Consider the following 17,351-nt stretch of genomic DNA (forward strand, 5'->3'; position numbering starts at 1 on the left):
CACCGGTGCGGCCGACGCCGACGGTGGTCCGCCCGCCGGGGTCAGGCCAGTCCGGCGCCGCCGTTGAGGTCGAGGTTGACCGCGTTGACGGCCGGGTTCTCCAGCAGGAACACCGCGGCGTCGGTGACGTCGGCCATCGTGGTCAGCCGACCCGTCGGGGTACGCGCGGTGTAGGTCTCGTGCACCTCGGCCGGCTGCTTGGCCCAGAACGGGCTGTCCCCGACGATGCCCGGGTGCAGGGCGTTGACCCGTACCGGCCGCAGCTCGGCGGCGAGCACGTTGACCAGGCCGACCACCCCGGCGTTCACCGTGGAGACCGTTGCCGAGCCAGGGAACGGCCGGTCCTTGGAACCGCCGCCGAAGAGCAGCACCGACCCGGTCGGCGAGAGCCTCGACGCGAGGGTGTGTGCCACCTCGGTGTAGCCGACCAGCTTCACCGTGACCAGGCTGACCGCCCGGTCGATCTGGTAGTCCGAGACCTTGTTGACGTCCCGGACGAACGCGGAGAGGACAAGATGCTTGATCCCGCCGATTCCGGCGAGTGCGGCGGCGATGGTCTCGGGCTTGGCGAGGTCGACGGCGACGCCCGTGGTACGGCCACCGATCTCGGCGGCGACGGCCTCGGTCCGGGCCGTGTCGCGCCCGGTGATGACGACCTCGAGTCCCCGCTTGGCGTAGTGCTCGGCCACGTCCCGGCCGAGGCCGGAGGTACCCCCGATGACGACTACGGAGCCGCCATCGGGGCCATCGTGCTGTGGCATTTCTGTCCCTCTCGTTGTGCAGGATTGAACCGCGGAGCCTCCCCGGGCCCGGCAAACCTGCGAACGACGAGGGTCAGCCGACCGGGGTGGGTTGTCCCCGGCCGTGCTCCGCGCGCAGCGTCGCCATCGCGTGCTGTACCACGTTCACCAGCACGTGCTTGACCGACTCGCGGTGCCGGGCGTCGCACATCACCAGCGGAACGTGCGGGGCGATGGCGAGCGCCTCGCGTACCTCCTCCGCCTCGTACTGCGGGGCGTCGTCGAAGCAGTTCAACGCCACCACGTAAGGAAGGTGCCGGTTCTCGAAGTAGTCCAGCGGAGCGAACGCGTCGGTGATCCGCCGCGTGTCGACAAGTACCGCCGCACCGACCGCACCACGGATGATCTCGTCCCACATGAACCAGAACCGGGTCTGTCCGGGCGTGCCGAACAGATAGAGGATCAGGTCCTGGGCCATGGTGATCCGGCCGAAGTCCATGGCGACCGTGGTGGTCTCCTTGCCCGGCACCTTGGAGGGGTCGTCGATGCCGACACCCGCCGCGGTCATCACCGCCTCCGTGGTCAGCGGGGTGATCTCCGAGACCGCACCCACGAGCGTCGTCTTGCCGACACCGAACCCGCCGGCAATCACGATCTTCGCGGAGGTGATCCCTCCACCACCGCCACCACCGCCGCCGCCGCGACGCGGCCTGGCCGGGTCATAGCCTGCGAAGTCCACTTAGCACCCTCTCAAGCAGTTCCATCCGCTCCTCGTACGCCTCAGACGGTGGAGCGGCACTGTGCAGCGTCAGCAGGCTGTCCGCCACCATGTCGGCGACCAGCACCCGGGCGACACCCAACGGCAGCCGGGTGTACGCGGCGATCTCCGCCAGTGACTGCGCCCGGCCCTCGCAGATCGTGGCGATGCGGTGCTTGTCATGGCCGGCGAACCTGGACTCCACGACCGCGGCCGGGCTCGCCACGAGCACCGCCTCGAGCGCGATCTCCAGCCGGGCCTCGGTACGGCCGCGGGTGACCGCGTACGGTCGGACGAGCGCGCCACGCGGGTCATCGCGTCGTCCCTCCATACCGTGGTCACCTCCTCAGAGTCGAGTCGCGGCTGCACCGATGCCATCCTTGATCAGCCAGGTTAGGGACGCGAGACAGCCTCGCGCGGCAGCGGCACGAGCGCCGCACCGACCCGTTCCACGAGCAGCGCCATCTCGTAGCCGACCTGGCCGACGTCGCAGCTCCGGGCGGCCAGCACGGCCATCGAGGAGCCGTCGCTGATGGACATCAGGAACAGGTATCCACTGTCCATCTCGATGACGGTCTGCAGCACCCCACCCGCACTGAACATCCGGGAGGCGCCGTCGGTCAGGCTGACCACGCCGGAGGTGATCGCCGCGAGCTGGTCGGCCCGGTCCGCCGGCAGGTCCCGCGAGGAGGCGAGGAGCAGGCCGTCCGCGGAGACCGCCACGACGTGTGCGATGCCGGCGACGCTGTCGGCGAAGTTACTGAGCAGCCAACCCATGTCCTGCATCGCTGCTGGCCTGTTCATCCGCTGGTCTCCTTGGTTGGGATCGTGCCGTTCTGCTCGGAACCGGCCGTCCGCCCGCGCTGTACGCCACGGTGGTAGGCCGACAACAGACCGCGCACCTCGTCCGGGGTACGCCTGGTCCGATCGCGCCCGCTCTTGGGCTCGACACCGCCGGGCACCAACTGTGCCTGGGGTACCCGCTTGGGCAGACCGGACCGGGTGGTGCCGGCGCTGGCCGGCTCCGCCGCCCGACTTGCCCGGGCCCAGCCCTCGTCGGCAGCCGTCTGCCAGGATCCCTCGGACCCGGCGGTCGGCACGGCCGGCGGCGGCGCGGGGGCGGCCGGCGGCGCGGCGGCCGGCGCCGGTACGGCGGCGGGTGTCGGTGGTGCGTAGGGGGCCGGCGGCGGCGCGGATCGCCCTGGCGAACGGGCGGCCAGCGGAGCGCGACCCGGCGTCGCCGACGACGGCGCGGCCGGTGCCGGAGGCGACTGGTAGCCGCCCGGCGGCACCGTGAAGATCGCGGTCGAGTCCGATCCGTGGGAACGGAACCAGACCGCCTCCATCTCGCGGAAGATCGGCGCCTCGCCGGTGTCCTCCACCCGGGGCGCGACCGCGGAGGCCGCACTGACCGGGGCACCGGCGACCGGGCCGGAGGGCAGACCGGACGGGGCCGAGACCGCGGGGGACATGGCGTGCGCGGCCGGGCCGGCACCGGCCGCGCCGCGCTGCGGCAGCGCCGACCCGACCGTCGGGTACTGCACGGTCGGCGAGGTGACCCCGGTCGAACCGGCGAAACCGGTGTGCGCGGGCGGAGCCGTCGACGCCGGAGCCTGGTACGTCGGCGTCATGCTCTGCTGGTACGCCGGGTTCGGCATCGCCGGTAGCTGGCTCGCCGTCAACTGGCTGTTGATCGCCGCACCGGTGCCGGCCGGCATCGCGCCCGCCGGGCTGCCGCCGGTCTGCCACTGGTTCGTTCCCGCGTTGCGCCACTGGTCGGTCAGCGTGCCGTTGCGGGACGCGCCGACCGGGGAGAGCGTCTCCTGCCAGGCCGGACCGTTCGACGGTTGGGTGGGCGCGGCCGGCGCCTGCTCGACGGCGAGCGGCTGCCGGGGCCGGCCGAGAATCTGGTCACGGCCGCGAGGCGCGGGCAGCACCACGGTGCTGGCCGGCAGGGTCACCTGGGCGACCGTGCCGCCCTCCACGTTGCGGCGCAGGTCGACGCGGATCTCGTGCCGGTGCGCCAGCCGACCGACGACCGCGAGGCCCATCAGCCGGAAGGCCGCCACGTCGACGGCGGGCGGGGCCGCCAGCCGACGGTTCAGCGCGTCCATCTGCTCTTCGCTGAGCCCGAGTCCCCGGTCCTCCACCTGGATCAGCACGTAGTCACGGATCCGGCGGGCGTCGGCGACGACGGTGGTGTGCGGCGGCGAGAAGCGGGTCGCGTTGTCGAGCAGTTCGGCGACGAGTCGGACCACGTCGTTGACCGCGTGCGCGGCGACCGAGATGTCCGGGTCGACCGTGCCGAACTCGATCCGGTTGTAGAGCTCCACCTCGGACTGGGCGGCCCGGAGGGCGTCGATCAGCAGCGCGTCCTCCCGGCGCGGCGCCGTCGAGTCGGCACCGGCCAGTACGAGCAGGTTTTCGTCGTTGCGGCGCATTCGGGTGGCCAGGTGGTCGAGCTCGAAGAGCTGGGCCAGCCGCTTCGGGTCCTCCTCACCCCGCTCGATCGCGTCGAGTTCACCGATCATCCGGTCGACCAGGGTCTGGCTTCGGCGGGCCAGGCTGAGGAACATCGCCGAGACGCTGGTCCGCAGCGCGGCCTGCTCGGCCGCGATCCGGACCGCTTCCTTGTGTACGACGTTGAACGCCAGCGCGACCTGGCCCACCTCGTCCTTGTTGTTCAGCCGGATCGGATCCCGGACCTGCCGGACGATCTCGTCGACACCACCGTCGCCGATGTTGCCGACGTCCCGCAGCCGGCGGACCGCCTCCGGAAGGTCGTGGTTGGCCACCGAGAGCGCACCCTCGCGGAGCCGGCGCAGCGACTGGTTGAGCGACCGGGCCAGTACCACGGCCAGGGCGAGCGCGGCGATCAGCGTGAGGAGTACGACGATCGATTCGAGGATGGCCTGCTGGACGACCTCGGACCGGGCCTGGTCGGCCTGGTCCAGCAGGTCGGATTCGAGCTGCGTCTCCGCCCAGCGCATCAGGTCGTTGATGGAGCCGATCGCGATCGCGGCCGAACTCGCGCTGACCGGTGCCGGCCGCCCGACGGAACCGCTCAGGTCCCGGGCGACCTTGTCGGCGAGGATCACCGCGTCGCCGGTGACGGCACCGGTGACCACCGCCTCCTGCTGCGCGGTGGCGGAGGCCCCGAAGGCCAGCAGCGCCTCCTGCTGGCTGGTCAGGGTGGCGATGAAGGCGGAGAACTGCTCCTGGTCCAGCACGTTGCGGGGGGCCAGTGCGCTGTAGACCACCGCCTCCTCTTCGGCCACGGCCTCCTTGGCCTGGGCGAGAGCGGAGAGGGTACGCAGGCTGTCGCCGACCGCGCTCTCACCGGAGATCTGGCCGAGCGCCTCGCCGTACGCCACGAGTTCGCCGATGATCATCCCGTACCGCAGGGTGGCCTCGCCGGGCGGCATCTGCGCGCGTTCCTGCACCTCCTGCCGGGTGCTGTTCAGCGTGGCCAGCCGGTCGTCGATGACCCGGAGCCGGTCCTCGACCGAGCCCGGTACGTCACTCACCTGCGCGCGCCGGTCGTTGTACGCGGCGATCCGGGCATCGGTGCGCTGCACGTACGCCTCGAACGCCTCGCGCTTCATGTCGGGCGACTTGGCGAGCAGCCGGGCCGCCGCGATCCGCTCCTTGTGCACGTCCTGGGTGAGCGCCGAGATGTCGGCGGAAAGCTCGGTCAGCGACCGCAGTACGCCGGCCTGGTAGGCGCCCTGTCCGATGTCGACCAGTCGGATCGTGGCGAGCGCGAGAACCGCGGCGACGGGCACGACGAGCAGCAACGCGAGCTTGGACCGGATTCGGGTGTCCCGTAGCCGGGGAAGCCAGCGGCGTGGTGCAGCGCCCCCCCGCAGACCTTTTGCGGGCAGGGTCGTAGGTCCGGTGCTCACGACATCGCCTCCGTCGTTTCATTACGTGACCCGTCGACCGATGCCTGCTGCAGCGGATCGAGCCGCACGCGGCACGGCCGCGATTTCATCAGAAGAAGGCCGCTTTGGGAAGCGACGGGAGGGCAGCAAAGGTCCATCATGGGACGTCTACTACCCTCGGGGCCGGAAGATCGACGGACCGCCAAGTCTCTGATCAGCACATATATCTTTAGAGTGGTCGCTTGTATCTGGAAAGTTATCCCGCACCCGTACCCCCTCTTATCACTATGTGAGACCCGTCATCCCGAAACCGGCCGGCTATCCAGCGCTTGACCCGGGCGGCCGGCATTGGCAAGGTTTTGCGGGTTTGAAGGCTTCGCGTGAACCGTACGGCAGATCGTTGCCGATCCATTGTGGACGACTAGATCGGCGGCCGGGCAAGCCCCCCACCCGCGCCGGATACCTGGAGGACTGAGTTGAGGCCCATCCGCTCCGCGATACCCGCGCTGCTCGCGTCGGCCATCCTGGCAACCTCGCTGACCGGCTGCCAGTTCGGCGCGCCGGACGAGGCGTCCGGAGAGATCGTGATCGGCGCCGACCTGGAGTTGTCCGGCGCCGCCCCACAGGTGGGTAATGCCTACCAGCGGGCCCTGCAACTGAAGGTCGAGCAACTGAACGAGTCCGGTGCGCTCGGCGACCGCAAGGTACGCCTCGAGGTCCGGGACAACAAGTTCGACCAGAGCATCTCGGCAACCAACATCGGCGATTTCACCGCCAATCCGGCCATCAGCGGCATCATCATGGGCAGTTGCAACGTATGTGCCATCGGTGCGACAAAGACGGTCCGGAGCAAGCAGGTTCCGACGATCGCGCTCGCCCCGGCCGGCGCCGTAGCGTCCGGGCAGGACCGGGAATACATGTTCAGACTCGGCCCGAACGCCCGCGACAACGTGGCCGCCATCGCCGCCGAACTCCGCAGCCGGAAGGTCAAGTCGGTCGGACTGCTGCGCACCGCCGACGAGTACGGCCAGGAAGGCGAGGGCCTCCTGCGGACCGAACTCGTCGGCCCGGAGGAGGACGAGACGGACATCCCGATCGTCGCCAGCCGCGCGGTCAAGCACACCGACACCGACGTCAGCCAGGCCGTCGCCGCGATCGTCGCCGAGGAGCCCGACGCGGTGATCGTGTGGGCCCCCGCCGACCAGGCGAACCTGGCGATCGGGAGCCTGAAGAAGGAACGCTTCAAGGGCCACGTCTTCTTCGACGCCGTGGCCGCCGGTGACCTCTTCATCGGCAACAGCGGGAGCGCGGCGGAGAACACCACGATGGTCTTCACCCAGACGATGGTGATCGACGACGTCATCGCGACGACCCCGGCCAAGGCGGCGAGCAAGCAGTGGTTCCGGGACTACACCGCCCGGTTCGGCGGCTACTACGGATACTCCTCGTTCGCCGCCGACGCCCTACAACTGATCGTGGACGCGGCGCTGCGGGCCGGCGACAAGGACGGGACGCCGGACCGCGGCCGGATCCGCGCCCTGCTGGAGACCGCGGAGACCGACGGGCTCTCCGGCCCGATCCGGATGACCCCGGAGAACCACTCGGGGCTGATGCCCCAGGCACTGACCCTGCTGGTCGCCCGTGGCGGCCGGTGGCGGCTGGCCGGCTGAGCCGGCGATCGACAACGCCGCCCGGCGGCGGGGAACGACTCCTCGCCGCCGGCAGGCGTCCGGGATAGCCTGTCGGCACTGTCGACCTGTCGAATGGGGTGGCCAAGCGATGATCCGACTCTCCGGGGTGTCCCGGACCTTCGGCGGTCGGTCCGGCGCGGTGGAGGCCCTGCGGGGCATCGACCTCGACGTCGCCGAAGGCGAGTTCCTCGCCGTGGTCGGCCGCTCGGGCTGCGGAAAGTCGACCCTGCTCCGGCTGGTGGCCGGCCTGCTGCCGGTGAGCGCGGGCGAGATCCGGGTGGCGGACGAGGTCGTCGCCCGGCCACGGCGGGACATCGCCATGGTCTTCCAACGCCCGGCGCTGCTGCCCTGGCGGTCGGTGCTCGACAACGTCATGCTGCCCACCGAGATCTTCGGCTGGAGCAAGTCCGCGCACCGGGACCGGGCCCGCGACCTGCTGGCGATGGTCGGGCTCAGCGAATTCGAGAAGCGGCTCCCGCACGAACTGTCCGGCGGGATGCAGCAGCGGGTCTCGCTGTGCCGGGCCCTGATCCAGCAGCCCAAGGTCCTGCTGATGGACGAGCCGTTCTCCGCACTCGACGCGCTGACCAGGGAGGAGTTGTCGGTCGAACTCCAGCGGATTCACATGGAGCACTCGGCGACGATCCTCTTCGTGACCCACTCCATCGACGAGGCGGTGCTGCTCGCCGACCGGGTCGTCGTACTCAGCCCGCGGCCGGGACGGATCCGCAAGGTGCTCGACATCGACATCCCCCGCCCCCGGTCCCTGGGCCGCAACGCGCACTTCGAGGACGTCGCCCGGGCCAGCGCCGAGCTGCACGAACTCCTGCTCGACCACCCAGAGGGCGGCCCCGGCCTGGCGCTCAGCGGCAGCGGCCAGGGTGACCAACAGCACTGACCCGGCGGTCAGTCACGCTGGGTAGCACACCGGGCGGGTCGCGCTACCGCCGGCCCGCGTACGCCCCAGGGTGGCGGGCCGGCCGACCGAGTGCGTAACGTGCCCCGCATGGCCTACCGGACCTGGGGCAGAGTGCTGCTCGCCGCACTCCTCGTGGGGCTAGTCAGCGGCGCCGGCCAGCTCGGGATGGCGTACGGGCTGGGCCTCGTCCGCTTCAACCGCGGCTTCGACGGGGCTGCGGTGAACCAGTGGCCCGCCCAGTTGGTCTGGGTCGGCTGGTTCGCCATGGTGGCGGCAGTACTCGGCGGAATCGTCGCCGACCAGCTCGTCCGCCGGTACTCCCTGCCCAGCGTCCTCGGCAGCCGCGCCGCCATCTCGGCGGTGGCCGCCCTCGGCGCGCTTGCGGTCGCCCCGCTCTGTATGCAGCCGGCCCGGACCGCCCAGGTCGCCTCGGCCGACCCGGTGACGCTGGCCGGCGTGGCCGCGGCGCTCGGCGCGCTGGTCGGGCTCGCCGCCACCCTGGCCGTGCTCAGTTACCGTCCGGTCGCCTGGAACGTCGGAGCGATCACCGGCGCCGTCTGGTTCCTCGCCCTACTCTCCGTGCTGCCCTCGCTCGGCCCCACCGATCCGCTGCCGGCCATCCGGCTCGGCGGTGTCGATCCGACCTGGCTGGGCGCCGGCACGAGCCAACGGTTGGCGGTCGTCACCATGCCGGCGCTGGCCCTGGTCGCAGGCGCGCTGACCGGTGCGCTGGCCCGACGGCGGGAGTTGCCGCTGCCGGTGGTGGCGAGTTCCGGGGTGGCCGGGCCGGCGATGCTCGCGCTGGCGTACGTGGTCGCCGGCAAGGGGAACTCGACCGACGCCTACCAGGCGGCACCGTACTGGGGAGCACTGATCGCCCTCGGTGCGGGAGCGCTGGGCTCGGTGCTGGCGGCGACGGCCCGCTGGCCACTGACCAGCACCGACCCGGCCGAGACCAGCGGAGCCAACTCCCCCACCGAAGCCCCGGTATCCACCGAAGCCTCGGCATCCGCTGAAGTCGGCTCGTCCACCGGCGCCCCGCCGTACGTCGGCGCCCACTCGTCGGTCGACGCCGACCCGTCCGGAGCCGGGACGCCGACCGGTGCCGCCGGCACGACGCCGCCGGGCGGTGCCGCGACGACGACGGCCGGTGCGGACAGCAGCGACCCGCCGACCGAGGTACTCCCGACGGCGGGCACGCCGAACGACGCCACCAGCACCGCACCGAGCTGGCCCGGCAGCACGACACTTCCGATTCCGTCCTGGGGCGGCGACACGAGCGGCAGCACCCCGACCGGTGACACCACCACCGGCGACACCACAACCCGGGCTCACACGACAGGCGACACCCCCACCGGGGCCGCCACGACCGGCGACAACACGACCGGTGACACCACCACCGGTGACACATCGACCGGTGACACCACCGCCGGTGACACGACGACCGGGGCTCACACGACAGGCGACACCACGACAGGTGGCACCATGACCAGCAACACCACGACGGGCGGCGCCACGACCGGGGCCGCCTCGGCCGACGCGGCGTGGCGTACCCACATCCCGGGGACCGAATCCGCGGGTGGCGACAGCCGTACCGGCGGCGATCCGGCCAGCGGAACGGCGGCGGCCACCCCCCACTGGACGCCCGCCCCGATCGGCGGCGAGCAGACCGAGGGCGAGTGGACCGGCAGCGGCTCCGGCGGACCGGTCCGGGCACAGATGCCAAGCTCGGGCACCTGGTCGTTCGACACCACCACCGGAATCCCGACGCCCCGCGTCTCGGCGGAGTACCCGGCGCCCACCGAGCAGTTCACCTGGTCGACGCCCACCGAGCAGTTCACCCGCTCGGCGCCGGCCGAACCCGTTGGCGGGCGACCGAGCAGCACCGAACCGGTCAGCCCGGCGAGCGGTGGGCCAGCCGGCCTCACGAACACTGGACCGGTCAGCCCGGCGAGCGGCGGACCGGCCACCGGCTCGGCGGAGTCCGGGCTGCCGGCCGGCTGGGCCGGGGCGCGACGGTTCCGTACCGAGGACTTCTGGCCGACGGCGCCGCAGCCGACAGTGCAGGCAGCGGCGACGCCGCCGGTGACACCGGAGCCGGCACCGGCACCCGCACCGCCGCCGGCAGCAGCCGATCCGGTGCACTCGCCGGCCGCCGGCCCCACCTCCGGGGGTACCCCGACCGGGGAGCGGCCGGTCACCGGCGACGGCGACACGCACCGGAGTGGAAGCCTGCCGGCCGCCGCCCAGTGGTCGGCCCGCGTCGACCTGCCGCCGGTGACACCCGCCCCTACCGGCGCCAGCTGGGACGCCTTCGCCCCGGTCAGCCGCCCCCGCCCCGACCGGCATGAACCGTCGACCGAGCCTGCCGCCCCGGCGGTCGGTGGCGCGACCGGTAGCAGCGGGGTTGGCAGCGACGGCCGGACCGGAACGGGTGGGCAGGGCGCCGCGCGGGTCGACGACGACCGGCCGCACCCGAGCGGACCTGCGGCAGGGCCGGCCACGTCCCTCTCGCCACCGCCTCGGATCGTCATCGAGTTCGGCGGGATCCTGGCGGAGCCGGGCCGGACGTCGGCGGGACCAGCCGGCACCCCGGCCGGGCCGGACGACACGCCGCCGAGCCGCACCGAGCCGGGTGGAACGACCGGGAACTGGACCGACTCGGGAGGAGCAGCCAGGACCTGGACCGAGTCAGGTGACACGACCGGGAACTGGCCCGAGCCGGGTGGAACGGCCGGGAACTGGCCCGAGCCGGGTGGAACGGCCGGGAACTGGCCCGAGCCGGGTGGAACGGCCAAGACCTGGACCGAATCGGGTACGACACCCGGGACCTGGACCGAGTCGGCTGGAACAGCCGGGAACTGGCCCGAGCCGGGAGGAGCGGCCGGGAACTGGCCCGAGTCGGGTGGAACGGCCAGGACCTGGAGCGAGCCGGGCGGGATGGCCGGCAACCGGACCGGATCGGGTGCGGCTGGGGTGGCCCGGACGGGGCAGATGCCGTCCGTACCGGTGGTCTCCGGAGATGCCCCGGTCCCGGCGCCACCGGTTCAGGACGTGTCGCCGCCGGTCGCACCCCACCCGGCACCGGCGCCCGAAGCGGAGGCAGAAACCACCCCCGCCCACAGCACCGGCACCGGCGCGGGTGTTGATGCCGGCACCGGGGACGCCGAGCGGCCGACCGGTCGGATCCGGCGCGGTCTCTTCCGGCGCAACAAAGGTGGCAACGCGACCGACCCGGAGCAGACCGGCGCCATCGACACCGGCAAGGGCGAGTCCAAACAGCGGGAGTCGAAGGGTCGCAACCGTTCGGAAGAGCCGGTTCCGGCCCGCGACGAGGAGTACGTCGACTGGGTGAGCGGGCTCAGCGAGCCCGACCCGGCCGGCGACGACCCCGCACTGGACCGGAGCGTCCGGCGCTCACTGCGCTCGACCGGCCGCCACGCCGCCGACTGACCATCCCACCGTCCCACCATCGCACCGCCCAACTCCCCGCCGCCGACCGACCGCCCCGGCCACCGCCGAGCAGGCACCTGCCCCCGCCGACCTGGACACCAAGTGCGCTACCCGGACCCGGTAGCGCATCTGGTGTCCAGGTCGAGCGTCTCGGCACCCAGGCGGGCGGAGGACGGCGGCAGGCGGGCGGAGGACGGCGGCGGCGCGAGCACGGGTAGGGCGGAGGACGGCGGCGCGACCGCTGGCAGGAACAACGGCTGGCAGGGAGCAACGCTGACAGCGGGGCGGGAGCCGGCCGTAGGGGCAGCGGGCGGGAGCCGGCCGTAGGGGCAGCGGGCGGGAGAATCAGGCCATCGGCAGGTACACCTTGCCGCCCGAGGCCAGGAACTCGGTCGACTTCTCCTTCATGCCCTGGGCGGCGTACTCCTTGAGCTCCTGGGTGATCTTCATAGAGCAGAACTTCGGCCCGCACATGGAGCAGAAGTGCGCCGTCTTGGCCGGGCTCGCCGGCAGGGTGGCGTCGTGGTACGCCCGCGCGGTCTCCGGGTCCAACGACAGGTTGAACTGGTCCTCCCAGCGGAACTCGAACCGCGCCTTCGACAGCGCGTCGTCCCACGCCTGCGCCCCGGGGTGGCCCTTGGCCAGGTCGGCGGCGTGCGCCGCGATCTTGTACGCGATCACCCCCGCCTTGACGTCGTCCCGGTCCGGCAGCCCCAGGTGCTCCTTCGGGGTCACGTAGCAGAGCATCGCGGTACCGAACATGCCGATCATCGCGGCACCGATCGCCGAGGTGATGTGGTCGTACGCCGGGGCGATGTCCGTGGTCAGCGGGCCAAGCGTGTAGAACGGTGCCTCGTGGCACAGCTCCTGCTGGAGGTCCACGTTCTCCTTGATCTTGTGCATCGGCACGTGGCCCGGTCCCTCGATCATCACCTGTACGCCGTGCGCCCAGGCCACCGAGGTCAGCTCCCCGAGCGTACGCAGCTCCGCGAACTGCGCCTCGTCGTTCGCGTCGGCGATCGAGCCGGGCCGCAGCCCGTCGCCGAGCGAGAAGGTGACGTCGTAGCGGGCGAGGATCTCGCACAGCTCGGCGAAGTTGGTGTAGAGGAAGTTCTCCTGGTGGTGCGCCAGGCACCAGGCCGCCATGATCGAGCCGCCCCGGGAGACGATCCCGGTGACCCGGTTCACCGCCAGCGGCACGTAGCCGAGGCGTACCCCGGCGTGCACCGTCATGTAGTCGACACCCTGCTCGGCCTGCTCGATGACGGTCTCCCGGAAGACCTCCCAGGAGAGCTTCACCGGGTCGCCGCCGACCTTCTCCAGCGCCTGGTAGATCGGTACGGTGCCGATCGGCACCGGCGAGTTGCGGACGATGGCCTCCCGGGTCTCGTGGATCCGCTTGCCGGTGGAAAGGTCCATCACCGTGTCCGCGCCCCACCGGGTCGCCCAGGTCAGTTTCTCTACCTCCTCGGCGATCGACGAGGTGACGGCCGAGGTACCGATGTTGGCGTTGACCTTCACCAGGAACCGCTTGCCGATGATCGCCGGCTCGCACTCCGGGTGGTTCACGTTGAGCGGCAGCACCGCCCGGCCGGCGGCGATCTCATCCCGGACCACCTCGGCCGGCATCCCCTCCCGGATCGCCACGAACTCCATCTCCGGGGTGACGATCCCGGCCCGGGCGTAGACCAGTTGGGTGGGCCGGGCACCGTCCCGGCCGGCGAGCGGGGTACCGGCGCCGCGCACCGGGGCCACGTCGTCCCGTTCCGCGATCCACGGTCCGCGCAGCGGGGGCAGCCCTTCGGCCGGGTCGGACCCGGGACCGGACGTGTCGTAGAGCCGGACCGCCGGTTCGTCGCCGGTCAGTTCGACCTCCGCGAACGGCACCCGGACGTCCGGCCGCGCTCCCGTCACGTACACCTTGCGGCGAGCGTTCATGACAACAACCTCCCTGTGCTGGATGAACCGAACCCACTGGGCGGACCGGAGCCACCGAGTGGACCGGACCCGCTGGGTGAATCGGAGCCACCGCTTGGACCGGACCCGCTGGGCGGACCGGAGCCACCGGTCGGACCGGACTCGCTGGGTGAATCGGTGGCTCCGGGTGACGAGGAGCCGCCGGCCGCCGCGTCGGACCAGCCGAAGTGGTCCAGCGGCCCGTGACCGCTGCCCAACGACCAGGTCCGGGCGCCGAGCAGGGCGCGGGTGACGTACTCCTTGGCGAAGGCCACCGCGTCCGGTACCTGGTCGCCGAGCGCCAGTCGGGCGGCGATCGCCGCCGAGAACGAGCAGCCGGTGCCGTGGGTGTTCCGGGTCGGCACCCACGGCCGGCGCAACAGCCGCACCTCGGTACCGGTCCAGAGCGCGTCGACCGCGCCGCCGAACGCCTCCCCGCCACCGGTCGCCAGCCCCGAGTCGTCGACGTCGCCGCCGGTCACCACCACGTACCGGGGGCCGCCCGTACCGAGCTGCCGGGCCGCCTCGGCCATCTCGTCCGGGCCGGCGACGGGACGACCGAGGATCGCCGCCGCCTCCGCCCGGTTCGGCGTCGCCACCAGCGCGTACGGCAGCAGTCGCTCGATCGCGTCGACCACGCCGAGCCGGGCGCCGCTGGTCGACACGAGCACCGGGTCGACCACCAGGTTGGGCAGCAGGCCGGCCCGGGCAGCCGCCGCCACCGCAGCCGCGACCGCCGCGTCACCGAGCATCCCGGTCTTCACCGCCACCGGCGGCAGGTCACCGGCCAACGCGGTGAGCTGCTCGGTCACCATTGCGGCGGCGACCGGAAAGACCGCCCGTACCTGATGGGTGTTCTGGGCGGTGACTGCGGTGATCACGGAGGTGCCGTACACCCCGAGGGCGGCGAAGACCTTCAGGTCGGCCTGGATGCCCGCACCCGCGCCGGAGTCCGATCCGGCCACCGTCAACACCACCGGCGGCGTCACCGTGACCTCCCCGGTACCCGCACCCCGACGGCCCGCGCACCCGCCGACGCACCAGGCCCCGCCACAAAGTCCCGCGCACCGGCCCCCGCCTCGACAGCCTGCTCCCCGACGGATGCCGCACCCGCCGACGAACGCGGCCCCGCCACAAAGTCCCGCGCACCGGTCCGCGCCCCGACGGCCGTGCAGAGGGTGCGGAGCAGGCCGGCGGGATCGTCCGACCGCATCACCGCGCCCATCACCGCCACTCCGGCCGCACCGGCGGCCAGGCAGGCGTCGACCTGCTCGGGCGTGCCGACGCCGCCGAGCGCCACCACCGGCACCGGGCTACGGGCGACCAGCTCGGCCAGGCCGGCCGGGCCGAGCGGCGGGCCGTACCCGGGTTTGGACGGGCTCGGGAAGACCGGGGACAGGGTCACGTAGTCCTCGGTGGAGAGCCGGCCCAACTCGGCCAGGTCGTGACAGGAGCGGCCGACCAGCGGCAGCGGGGGCGGCGGATAGGGCCCGGCGGCCGGCAGGTGCACCGCCTCGCCGTCCAGCGGATCCGGCCCGGCGACCAGCAGGGTGCCATGCACCGGGGCGAGTATCGCCCGCAGCCGCAGGGCCAGTTCGAGGCGCTCCGGGCGGGGCAGGTCCCGCTCCCGCAACAGCACCCAGCGCGCCCCGCCGTCGACGGCGGCGCGAACTACCTGGTCGAGCGGCCGGGCGGCCTGCCACCGGTCGGTGACCACCACGATTCCGTACGGGCCGGTCGCAGCTCGGGCCGTCACAGCTCGGGCCGTCCCTCGTCCGGGGTGGACGCCAGCGCGTGGAAGCGCCGGGGAATCCGTCCCGCACCGGCGGCCAGCCGCCCGGCCTCGACGGCGAGCCGCATCGCGGTGGCCATCCGGACCGGATCGGCGGCCCGGGTCACCGCGCTGGCCAGCAGTACGGCGTCGCAGCCGAGTTCCATCGCCAGCGCCGCATCCGAGGCGGTGCCGACGCCCGCGTCCAGGATCACCGGTACGTCGACGTTCTGCCGCAGCAGTCGCAGGTTGTGTGGGTTGGTGATGCCGAGCCCGGAACCGATCGGCGCACCCGCCGGCATCACCGCCGCACAGCCGAGGTCGGCCAGCCGACGGGCCAGTACCGGATCGTCGGTGGTGTACGGCAGCACCGTGAACCCGTCGGCGACCAGCCGTTCGGCGGCGGTGACCAGCTCGACGGCGTCCGGCAGCAGGGTCCGGTCGTCACCGATCACCTCCAGCTTCACCCACGGCGTCTCGAACGCCTCCCGGGCGAGCTGGGCCACCGTGACCGCCTCGGTGGCGGTACGACAGCCGGCGGTGTTCGGCAGCAGCCGTACGCCGCACCGGGTGAGCACCTCCAGCAGGCCGCCGCCCATGGTGGCGCTGCTGTCGACCCGGCGCAGCGCGACGGTGACCAGTTCGGTGCCGCTGGCCCGGATCGCCTGCTCCAGCGCGTACGGGCTGGTCGCCCCGCCGGTGCCGAGGATCAGCCGGGAGGTGAACTTCTCGCCGCCGAGGACGAACCCGGGTTCGGGTTCCGGAAGTGCCGAAGACATCCCGCTCACCCGCCCTGGGCCGCGGTCAGCACCTCGACCCGGTCCCCGTCCCGGAGCAGCCGGGCCGGCCAGCCGCCCCGGGGCACCACCTCGCCGTTCACCGCGACCGCGACGCCCCGGTGTGCGTCGACGAACCGCTGCACCAGCTCCGCCACTGTCAGTTCGCCGGGCAGCCGCTGCTGCACTCCGTTCACGGTCAGCTCCACCGCGTCCTCCCTACCTGGTCAATCCGTCGTCGGGTGCCGGCCGTCCGCCGGCCGGGGTGGTGGTGCCGAAGCGGGCCGGGGTGGTGGTGCCGAAGCGGGCCGGGGAGAGTGCCGCCAGGGCCGGGTCCGGTGTGCCGGTGGCCAGCAGGTCGGCGACCAGGTCGGCGGTGAGCGGGGTGAGCACGATGCCGTGCCGGAAGTGCCCGGCCGCTACCACGACGTCCGGCCGGTCCGGCAGCGGCCCGAGCAGCGGTGCGTTGTCCGGCGTACCGGGGCGCAGGCCGGAGCGCGCCTCGACCAGCTCGTACTCGGCGAGTTCCGGGATCACGTCCGTGGCGGCGCGGAGCAGGTCGAGTACCGCTCCGGCGGTCACGTCGAGGTCGGCCCGCTCCTCGACGGTGGCCCCGACCACCACCTCGCCGTCGGTCCGGGGCACCAGGTAGACGTGCCGGCCGTCGGCGTGCCCCTGGATCACGTGCCGGAAGCCGGGCGCCGCGCCGCCGGGCGCCCGCAGCCGCAGGATCTGGCCCTTCACCGGCCGGACCGGCAGGCCGGTCAGGGCGGCGGTACCGCAGCCGGCCGCGACCACCGTCGCCGTCGCGTCCAGTTCGGCGAGGTCCCGGACCGGCCGGGCCAGCACGGTCACGCCGGCCCGTTCGACGGCGACCCGCAGCGCGGCCACCAGCCGGCGCGGGTCGACCTGGTGGTCGCCGGGGGCGAGCGCGCCGCCACGCAGCCGGGTGGCCAGCAGCGGTTCGCGGTCCCGCAGCTCCGCCGGCCGCAGCGGGGTCACCGGCAGCCCCAGGTCCCGCTGGTACGTCCAGAGCCGCTCCGCCTCGGCCAGGTCGTCCGGGGTGAGCGCCACGGTCAGCGTCCCCTCGGTCCGGTAACCCAAATCCAACCCGGTGTACCCGGCGAGTTCGGCGGCGAAGTCCGGCCAGCGGGCCGCCGAGGAGACGAGCAGTCCGGTCAGTACCCGCTCCCCGAAGTACGTCTCGGCGACCGGGGCGAGCATTCCGGCGGCCACGTCGGAGGCGCCGGAGCCGGGCGCGGCGTCGTACAGGGTGACCCGCATTCCCCGGGCGGCGCAGCGCCAGGCGACGGCGAGCCCGATCGGGCCGCCGCCCACCACCGCCACGTCGCTCGGGCCGGCGGCTACCATCCCGCCGCCCCCGCACCCCGCCCGGACGTCGGG

13 protein-coding genes and 1 pseudogene are annotated in these 17,351 nt (G+C 72.8%); 3 read left to right on the top strand and 11 right to left on the bottom strand.

Translation table 11 applies throughout. The features are described from left to right. Window positions 1-41: 41 nt before the first annotated feature. From Pen02_RS22615 to Pen02_RS22635, 5 genes are all read right to left on the bottom strand, one after another. Window positions 42-761, bottom strand: a complete 720-nt coding sequence (locus tag Pen02_RS22615) for an SDR family NAD(P)-dependent oxidoreductase (RefSeq protein ID WP_203868080.1) — start codon at window positions 759-761, stop codon at window positions 42-44. 73 nt (window positions 762-834) lie between these two features. Next, window positions 835-1,479, bottom strand: a complete 645-nt coding sequence (locus Pen02_RS22620) for a GTP-binding protein (protein WP_203868081.1) — start codon at window positions 1,477-1,479, stop codon at window positions 835-837. Next, window positions 1,460-1,828: a DUF742 domain-containing protein gene (locus Pen02_RS22625; RefSeq protein ID WP_203868082.1), complete on the bottom strand. Its 369-nt coding sequence runs from the start codon at window positions 1,826-1,828 to the stop codon at window positions 1,460-1,462. Before Pen02_RS22625 ends, Pen02_RS22620 begins: the two co-directional genes overlap by 20 nt. Before the next feature lie 62 nt (window positions 1,829-1,890). Further along, a complete protein-coding gene (locus tag Pen02_RS22630) occupies window positions 1,891-2,301 on the bottom strand; it encodes a roadblock/LC7 domain-containing protein (protein ID WP_203860634.1) in 411 nt (136 codons plus the stop codon). Then, window positions 2,298-5,402, bottom strand: coding sequence for a sensor histidine kinase (locus Pen02_RS22635; protein ID WP_203868083.1), 3,105 nt, complete (start codon window positions 5,400-5,402; stop codon window positions 2,298-2,300). The genes Pen02_RS22630 and Pen02_RS22635 overlap by 4 nt, the downstream gene beginning before the upstream one ends. Before the next feature lie 455 nt (window positions 5,403-5,857). Here Pen02_RS22635 and Pen02_RS22640 point away from each other — a divergent pair, with 455 nt between their 5' ends. The 3 genes from Pen02_RS22640 (at window position 5,858) to Pen02_RS22650 (ending at window position 11,444) form a co-directional block, all read left to right on the top strand. Further along, window positions 5,858-7,051, top strand: coding sequence for an ABC transporter substrate-binding protein (locus tag Pen02_RS22640; RefSeq protein WP_203868084.1), 1,194 nt, complete (start codon window positions 5,858-5,860; stop codon window positions 7,049-7,051). 109 nt (window positions 7,052-7,160) lie between these two features. Continuing rightward, window positions 7,161-7,970: an ABC transporter ATP-binding protein gene (locus Pen02_RS22645; RefSeq protein WP_203868085.1), complete on the top strand. Its 810-nt coding sequence runs from the start codon at window positions 7,161-7,163 to the stop codon at window positions 7,968-7,970. Between the two features lie 108 nt (window positions 7,971-8,078). Then, window positions 8,079-11,444 (top strand): hypothetical protein, encoded by a 3,366-nt coding sequence (locus Pen02_RS22650; RefSeq protein WP_203868086.1) that lies wholly within the window; start codon window positions 8,079-8,081, stop codon window positions 11,442-11,444. Window positions 11,445-11,789: 345 nt separating this feature from the next. Here the strand turns inward: Pen02_RS22650 and thiC are convergent, their stop codons facing one another. The 6 genes and pseudogenes from thiC to thiO form a co-directional block, all read right to left on the bottom strand. Further along, window positions 11,790-13,382: a phosphomethylpyrimidine synthase ThiC gene (thiC, locus tag Pen02_RS22655; protein WP_203868087.1), complete on the bottom strand. Its 1,593-nt coding sequence runs from the start codon at window positions 13,380-13,382 to the stop codon at window positions 11,790-11,792. 194 nt (window positions 13,383-13,576) lie between these two features. Beyond that, window positions 13,577-14,389, bottom strand: a pseudogene (gene thiD, locus Pen02_RS22660) (bifunctional hydroxymethylpyrimidine kinase/phosphomethylpyrimidine kinase); the annotation flags it as partial. After that, window positions 14,386-15,156, bottom strand: coding sequence for a thiamine phosphate synthase (locus Pen02_RS22665; RefSeq protein WP_203868088.1), 771 nt, complete (start codon window positions 15,154-15,156; stop codon window positions 14,386-14,388). The pseudogene thiD and the gene Pen02_RS22665, both read right to left, overlap by 4 nt. Then, on the bottom strand, window positions 15,153-15,950 hold the full coding sequence (locus Pen02_RS22670) for a thiazole synthase (RefSeq protein WP_203868089.1): 798 nt from the start codon (window positions 15,948-15,950) through the stop codon (window positions 15,153-15,155). Before Pen02_RS22670 ends, Pen02_RS22665 begins: the two co-directional genes overlap by 4 nt. A gap of 5 nt (window positions 15,951-15,955) precedes the next feature. Beyond that, the gene (gene thiS / locus Pen02_RS22675) at window positions 15,956-16,156 is read right to left on the bottom strand and encodes a sulfur carrier protein ThiS (protein ID WP_203868090.1); all 201 of its coding nucleotides are present in this window, start codon (window positions 16,154-16,156) and stop codon (window positions 15,956-15,958) included. A gap of 10 nt (window positions 16,157-16,166) precedes the next feature. Further along, the gene (gene thiO, locus Pen02_RS22680; RefSeq protein WP_203868091.1) at window positions 16,167-17,318 is read right to left on the bottom strand and encodes a glycine oxidase ThiO; all 1,152 of its coding nucleotides are present in this window, start codon (window positions 17,316-17,318) and stop codon (window positions 16,167-16,169) included. Window positions 17,319-17,351 lie beyond the last annotated feature (33 nt).

The sequence above is a fragment of the Plantactinospora endophytica genome (assembly GCF_016862915.1).
In the GTDB taxonomy this organism is placed as follows: Bacteria; Actinomycetota; Actinomycetes; order Mycobacteriales; family Micromonosporaceae; genus Plantactinospora; species Plantactinospora endophytica.